The organism is Polaribacter sp., assembly GCF_039939415.1.
Lineage (GTDB): Bacteria > Bacteroidota > Bacteroidia > Flavobacteriales > Flavobacteriaceae > Polaribacter.
Genome location: NZ_JBDVJE010000024.1, coordinates 25,475 through 31,964, shown reverse-complemented (window position 1 = coordinate 31,964; position 6,490 = coordinate 25,475). Strand labels below are relative to the sequence as shown.

Below are 6,490 nucleotides of genomic sequence, written 5' to 3'. Positions count from 1 at the left end.
AATAGTTGTGTATGTTGTTGTTTGTTTCAAGGTTTTGTGAAATATAATATTCAAATGTAGATTAAAATCATAAAAATTAGTATATAAATCGCTAATAAGAAAAAATAACTGACTGATACTTGTATAATTATAAAATAATCGTACATTTGCGCACTCTTAAAAAAGAGCAAAGTTTAATTATAAACGAAAAACAGTAATTATTTAGTATGCCAACTATTCAACAATTAGTTCGTAAAGGAAGAACCAAAATAACTAAGAAGAGTAAATCGGCTGCTTTGTCGTCTTGTCCTCAAAGACGTGGAGTTTGTACTCGTGTTTATACTACAACACCAAAGAAACCTAATTCAGCAATGCGTAAAGTTGCCAGAGTTAGATTGACAAATGGTAATGAGATAAACGCGTACATTCCAGGTGAAGGACATAACTTACAAGAGCACTCGATAGTATTAGTTAGAGGTGGAAGGGTAAAAGATTTACCAGGTGTTAAATATCACGTGGTACGTGGAGCATTAGATACAGCAGGTGTTGAGGGAAGAACTCAGCGTAGGTCTAAGTATGGTGCAAAACGCCCAAAAAAGTAAAATTAGTAACTTTTTTAATGTAAAGACATGAGAAAAAGAGCAGCAAAAAAAAGAGTCTTATTACCGGATCCAAAGTTTAATGATCAGTTAGTAACGCGTTTTGTTAATAACTTAATGTGGAGTGGTAAGAAGTCAGTAGCGTTTAAAGTATTTTACGATGCAATGGATATCGTGGAAGAAAGAAAAGGAGAAGACGAAGAAAAATCGGCTTTAGAAATCTGGAAAGATGGTTTGTCAAATGTAATGCCTCACGTAGAAGTAAGATCTCGTCGTGTTGGTGGTGCTACATTCCAAATTCCAATGCAAATTAGACCAGACCGTAAAGTGTCTATGGCTATTAAATGGATGATTTTGTATACTCGTAAGAGAAATGAAAAAACTATGGCACAGCGTTTAGCTGCTGAGATTTTAGCTGCGGCTAAAGAAGAAGGAGCTGCTGTTAAGAAAAGAGTAGATACTCACAAAATGGCAGAGGCTAATAAAGCATTCTCTCACTTTAGATTTTAATAGAAATGGCTAGAGATTTAAAATTCACAAGAAATATTGGGATTGCAGCACATATTGATGCTGGTAAAACCACAACAACAGAGCGTGTATTGTATTATACAGGTGTTTCTCATAAAATTGGAGAAGTACATGATGGTGCAGCTACAATGGACTGGATGGAACAAGAGCAAGAAAGAGGTATTACAATTACTTCTGCAGCAACTACTTGTACATGGGATTTTCCAATTGAAAATGGAGCTAAAACTCCAGATACAAAAGGATATCACTTTAATATTATTGATACTCCTGGTCACGTTGATTTTACTGTAGAGGTAAATAGATCATTACGTGTATTAGATGGTTTAGTTTTCTTATTTTCTGCTGTTGATGGTGTTGAGCCTCAATCAGAAACTAACTGGAGGTTAGCTGATAACTATAAAGTTCCAAGAATTGGTTTCGTTAACAAAATGGACCGTCAGGGATCTGATTTTTTAGGAGTTTGTCAACAGGTGAAAGATATGTTAAAGTCGAATGCGGTGCCAATCGTTTTAAATATTGGTGACGAAGATGAATTTAAAGGTATCATTGATTTAGTTAAGAATCGTGCCATTGTATGGCATGATGAAACTCAAGGAGCAACTTTCGATATTATCGAAATCCCTGAGGATATGAAAGAAGAGGCTCGTAAATATCGTGCGCTTTTAATTGAAGAAGTAGCAAGTTATGATGAAGATCTTTTAGAAAAATTCATGGAAGATGAAGATTCAATTACAGAAGAAGAAGTGCATGCTGCACTTAGAGCTGCTGTAATGGATATGGCAATTATTCCTATGATTTGTGGTTCTGCATTTAAAAATAAAGGTGTTCAGTTCTTGTTAGATGCTGTTTGTCGTTATTTACCTTCTCCTGTAGATAAAGAAGGTATTGTAGGTACAAATCCTGACACAGGTTTAGAAGAAGTGCGTAAGCCAGATGTAAAAGAGCCTTTTGCTGCTTTAGCATTTAAAATTGCTACAGACCCTTTTGTTGGTCGTTTAGCATTTTTTAGAGCATATTCTGGTCGTTTAGATGCTGGTTCTTATGTGTTGAACAATCGTTCTAACAAAAAAGAACGTATTTCACGTATCTATCAAATGCATGCTAATAAACAAAATGCAATTGATTATATCGAAGCTGGAGACATTGGTGCTGCTGTAGGTTTCAAATCTATTAAAACAGGAGATACTTTAACAGCTGAAAAAAGTCCAATTGTGTTAGAATCAATGGATTTTCCAGATCCAGTAATTGGTATCGCAGTTGAGCCTAAAACGAAAGCGGATGTTGATAGATTAGGTATTGGTTTAGGTAAGTTAGCTGAAGAAGACCCTACTTTTACAGTACGTTCTGACGAAGCTTCTGGTCAAACAATTATCTCAGGAATGGGTGAGTTACATTTAGATGTAATTGTAGATCGTTTAAAGCGTGAGTTTAAAGTTGAAGTTAATCAAGGTCAACCACAAGTAGAATATAAAGAAGCTATTACTGCTGCTGCTGATCACAGAGAAGTTTACAAGAAGCAATCTGGTGGACGTGGTAAATTTGCTGATATTGTATTTACTATGGAACCTGCAGATGAAGGTGTTCAAGGGTTACAATTTGAATCAGTGATTAAAGGTGGTAACGTTCCTAGAGAATTTGTTCCTTCTGTAGAAAAAGGATTCAAAGAAGCAATGAAGAATGGACCTTTAGCCGGATACGAAATGGATTCAATGAAAGTGACTTTAAAAGATGGTTCTTTCCATGCAGTGGATTCTGATCAATTATCTTTTGAGTTAGCTGCAAAATTAGGTTATAAAGCTGCTGCTAAAGCTGCTAAAGCTAAAATTATGGAGCCATTAATGAAATTAGAAGTGTTAACTCCAGAGGAGAACATGGGAGATATCGTTGGTGATTTAAATAGAAGAAGAGGTCAGGTAAATGACATGAGTGATCGTAATGGATCTAAAGTTGTTAAAGCATTAGTGCCATTATCAGAAATGTTTGGTTATGTTACTGCTTTAAGAACTATGTCTTCAGGTAGAGCAACTTCTACAATGGAATTTTCACATTATGCTGAAACTCCTTCTAATGTTTCTGAAGAAGTTATAGCAAAATCTAAAGGTTAATCGACTAAATAATATAAGATGAGTCAAAAAATTAGAATAAAATTAAAGTCTTACGATTATAATTTAGTAGATAAATCTGCTGAGAAAATCGTAAAGACGGTAAAAAGTACTGGTGCAGTTGTAAATGGGCCAATACCATTACCAACACATAAAAAGATTTTTACTGTATTACGTTCTCCACACGTAAACAAAAAATCTAGAGAGCAATTTCAATTAGCTGCTTACAAAAGATTATTAGACATTTATAGTTCTTCTTCGAAAACTATTGATGCTTTAATGAAACTTGAGTTACCAAGTGGTGTTGAAGTTGAGATAAAAGTTTAAGTAAATTTTTAACTTTCGGTTTATTTTGATAAACCGAAAGTTTTTTTTACTTTTGCAACCCGAAATAGAGTAGGGTTAAACTATTTTTACTTTAAAAGCAAAAATAGTAACATGTCCAGAGCGTTTCGCGAAGGAAAAACGGAAAAACAAAATCAGCGTTGAATTTGTTTGCGCTGTTTTTTTTGATTGAAATTTTAAGGACAAAAGTGAAACAATGGTTTCAAAAAAATAATTATTAATATATAGACGCGCTGGGTAAATATCTATCGTCTTAAATTTTAACTAAATGTCTGGGTTAATAGGAAGAAAGATTGGAATGACCAGCTTATTCGATGAGAACGGGAAGAATATTCCTTGTACTGTAATCGAAGCAGGTCCTTGTGTAGTCACTCAGGTCAGAACCGAAGAGGTTGACGGCTATAGTGCGTTGCAACTTGGTTTCGATGACAAAAAAGCAAAGAGCTCTAATAAAGCTTTAGATGGTCACTTTAAAAAAGCTGGTACCACTGCTAAGAAAAAAGTCGTTGAATTTCAAGGGTTTGAAGGAGAGTATAAATTAGGAGACTCTATATCTGTAGATCACTTTGAAGAAGGTGAGTTTGTAGATGTATCTGGTGTTTCTAAAGGTAAAGGTTTTCAAGGTGTTGTAAAACGTCATGGATTTGCTGGTGTAGGTCAAGCTACTCATGGTCAGCATAACCGTTTAAGAGCTCCAGGTTCAATTGGTGCAGCTTCATATCCTGCAAGAGTATTCAAAGGAATGCGTATGGCAGGTAGAATGGGAGGAGATAAAGTAAAAGTTCAAAACTTAAAAGTATTAAAAGTAGTTTCTGAAAAGAATTTACTAGTTGTTAAAGGAGCGATACCTGGACACAAGAATGCTTTTGTAACTATTCAGAAATAATGAAAGTAGCAGTTTTAGATATTACAGGAAAAGATACAGGTAGAAAAGTTGAACTTTCTAAAGATGTATTCGGTATTGAACCAAACGATCATGCAATTTATTTAGATGTTAAGCAGTATTTGGCAAATCAACGTCAAGGAACGCATAAAGCTAAAGAAAGGGCTGAGATAGCTGGTTCTACAAGAAAGATTAAAAAACAAAAAGGAACTGGTACTGCAAGAGCAGGTTCTATCAAGTCTGGTGTTTTTAGAGGTGGAGGGCGTATGTTCGGTCCAAGACCAAGAAGTTATTCGTTTAAATTGAATAAAAACTTAAAGCGTTTAGCACGTAAGTCTGCTTTAAGTATTCAAGCAAATGATAAGAATTTAGTAGTAATTGAAGATTTTACTTTTGATACTCCAAAGACAAAAAACTTTGTAGATGTTTTAAAAGCTTTAGAATTAGATACTAAAAAATCATTATTTGTGTTAAGTAATGATAACGCAAATGTGTATTTATCATCACGTAACTTAAAAAATTCTAAAGTTGTAAAAGCTTCAGAAATTAATACTTATGGTGTTTTAAATGCTAATAAGGTAGTTGTTACTGAAGGTTCTTTAGAAGGGATTAATACAAATTTAAGTAAATAGGGATTCAAGATGAGTATTTTAATAAAACCTATTATCACGGAAAAAGCTACTAACGATAGTGAATTATTTAATCGTTATACGTTTGTAGTAGATAAAAAAGCTAATAAATTAGAAATTAAAAGTGCTGTTGAAAAAGCATATGGAGTTTCTATATCAAGCGTTAAGACTTTAAATTATCCAATTCAAAGAAATACTAAGTTTACTAAAAAAGGTTTAGTAACAGGTGTTAAAAGTGGATACAAAAAAGCTATCGTTCAATTAGCAGAAGGAGAAAGCATTGATTTTTATAACAATCTTTAAGAAAAGACAGAATGTCAGTTAGAAAATTAAAACCAATAACACCAGGTCAGCGTTTTAGAGTTGTAAATGGGTTCGACACCATTACAACTGATAAGCCGGAGAAAAGTTTACTTGCTCCGAAAAAACGATCTGGAGGTCGAAACAGTCAGGGAAGAATGACAACTCGTAATATAGGAGGTGGTCATAAACAAAGATATCGTATTATCGATTTTAAAAGAGATAAAAGTGGTATTCCCGCAACAGTAAAAACTATAGAGTATGATCCAAATCGTACTGCATTTATTGCTTTACTTAGTTATGCTGATGGTGAAAAGCGTTATGTAATTGCACAAAACGGTTTAACAGTAGGTCAAACAATTGTATCAGGTAGTGATATTGCTCCAGAAATTGGAAATGCAATGCCATTAAGTGAAATTCCTTTAGGAACTACAATTTCTTGTATTGAATTACGTCCAGGTCAAGGAGCAGTTATGGCTCGTTCTGCAGGTTCTTTTGCTCAGTTAATGGCAAGAGATGGTAAGTACGCAACTGTAAAGTTACCTTCTGGTGAAACAAGACTTATCTTATTAACTTGTATGGCAACTATAGGAGTTGTTTCTAATTCTGATCATCAATTATTAGTATCTGGTAAAGCAGGTAGAAGAAGATGGTTAGGTAGAAGGCCTAGAGTTAATGCTGTAAGAATGAATCCTGTAGATCACCCAATGGGTGGTGGTGAAGGACGTTCTTCTGGAGGTCATCCAAGATCTAGAAATGGTATTCCTGCTAAAGGATTTAAAACTAGATCTAAGACTAAAGCTAGTAATAAGTACATTATCGAACGTAGAAAGAAATAATTAAGTTATGGCAAGATCATTAAAAAAAGGACCTTACATTCACTATAAATTAGAGAAAAAAGTGTTGGCTAATGTAGAAGCTGGAAACAAAACAGTAATCAAAACTTGGTCAAGAGCAAGTATGATTTCTCCAGATTTTGTTGGACAAACTATTGCTGTTCATAATGGACGTCAGTTTGTACCAGTTTATGTTACAGAAAACATGGTAGGGCATAAATTAGGCGAATTTTCACCAACTCGTTCTTTTAGAGGACATGCTGGTGCAAAAAATAAAGGTAAAAAATAG

The 6,490-nt window shown here is 34.1% G+C and carries 9 protein-coding genes; all 9 read left to right on the top strand.

Features of this window, described 5'->3' with window-relative positions:
• Positions 1–206: 206 nt before the first annotated feature.
• Positions 207–581 (top strand): 30S ribosomal protein S12, encoded by a 375-nt coding sequence (gene rpsL, locus ABJG40_RS04120; protein ID WP_018943587.1) that lies wholly within the window; start codon positions 207–209, stop codon positions 579–581.
• A 27-nt stretch (positions 582–608) separates the two neighbouring features.
• The gene (gene rpsG / locus ABJG40_RS04115; RefSeq protein WP_249981701.1) at positions 609–1,088 is read left to right on the top strand and encodes a 30S ribosomal protein S7; all 480 of its coding nucleotides are present in this window, start codon (positions 609–611) and stop codon (positions 1,086–1,088) included.
• A 5-nt stretch (positions 1,089–1,093) separates the two neighbouring features.
• A complete protein-coding gene (gene fusA, locus ABJG40_RS04110; protein ID WP_348023297.1) occupies positions 1,094–3,211 on the top strand; it encodes an elongation factor G in 2,118 nt (705 codons plus the stop codon).
• An 18-nt stretch (positions 3,212–3,229) separates the two neighbouring features.
• Entirely contained in the window at positions 3,230–3,535 is a 306-nt protein-coding gene (gene rpsJ / locus ABJG40_RS04105; RefSeq protein WP_068363283.1) for a 30S ribosomal protein S10, read from the top strand.
• Between the two features lie 286 nt (positions 3,536–3,821).
• On the top strand, positions 3,822–4,439 hold the full coding sequence (gene rplC / locus ABJG40_RS04100; RefSeq protein ID WP_348023296.1) for a 50S ribosomal protein L3: 618 nt from the start codon (positions 3,822–3,824) through the stop codon (positions 4,437–4,439).
• On the top strand, positions 4,439–5,068 hold the full coding sequence (rplD, locus tag ABJG40_RS04095) for a 50S ribosomal protein L4 (protein ID WP_348023295.1): 630 nt from the start codon (positions 4,439–4,441) through the stop codon (positions 5,066–5,068). Before rplC ends, rplD begins: the two co-directional genes overlap by 1 nt.
• Positions 5,069–5,077: 9 nt before the next feature.
• Positions 5,078–5,368, top strand: coding sequence for a 50S ribosomal protein L23 (rplW, locus tag ABJG40_RS04090; RefSeq protein ID WP_348023294.1), 291 nt, complete (start codon positions 5,078–5,080; stop codon positions 5,366–5,368).
• Positions 5,369–5,379: 11 nt separating this feature from the next.
• The gene (gene rplB, locus ABJG40_RS04085; protein ID WP_348023293.1) at positions 5,380–6,204 is read left to right on the top strand and encodes a 50S ribosomal protein L2; all 825 of its coding nucleotides are present in this window, start codon (positions 5,380–5,382) and stop codon (positions 6,202–6,204) included.
• 7 nt (positions 6,205–6,211) lie between these two features.
• Entirely contained in the window at positions 6,212–6,490 is a 279-nt protein-coding gene (gene rpsS, locus ABJG40_RS04080; protein ID WP_109403430.1) for a 30S ribosomal protein S19, read from the top strand.

What these genes read in the sequence shown, in the direction of transcription:
- rplW (WP_348023294.1), top strand. Translation starts at nt 5,078, where the DNA reads ATGAGTATTTTAATAAAACCTATTATCACGGAAAAAGCTACTAACGAT.
- rpsG (WP_249981701.1), top strand. Translation starts at nt 609, where the DNA reads ATGAGAAAAAGAGCAGCAAAAAAAAGAGTCTTATTACCGGATCCAAAG.
- rpsJ (WP_068363283.1), top strand. Translation starts at nt 3,230, where the DNA reads ATGAGTCAAAAAATTAGAATAAAATTAAAGTCTTACGATTATAATTTA.
- rplB (WP_348023293.1), top strand. Translation starts at nt 5,380, where the DNA reads ATGTCAGTTAGAAAATTAAAACCAATAACACCAGGTCAGCGTTTTAGA.
- rplC (WP_348023296.1), top strand. Translation starts at nt 3,822, where the DNA reads ATGTCTGGGTTAATAGGAAGAAAGATTGGAATGACCAGCTTATTCGAT.
- rpsL (WP_018943587.1), top strand. Translation starts at nt 207, where the DNA reads ATGCCAACTATTCAACAATTAGTTCGTAAAGGAAGAACCAAAATAACT.
- rpsS (WP_109403430.1), top strand. Translation starts at nt 6,212, where the DNA reads ATGGCAAGATCATTAAAAAAAGGACCTTACATTCACTATAAATTAGAG.
- fusA (WP_348023297.1), top strand. Translation starts at nt 1,094, where the DNA reads ATGGCTAGAGATTTAAAATTCACAAGAAATATTGGGATTGCAGCACAT.
- rplD (WP_348023295.1), top strand. Translation starts at nt 4,439, where the DNA reads ATGAAAGTAGCAGTTTTAGATATTACAGGAAAAGATACAGGTAGAAAA.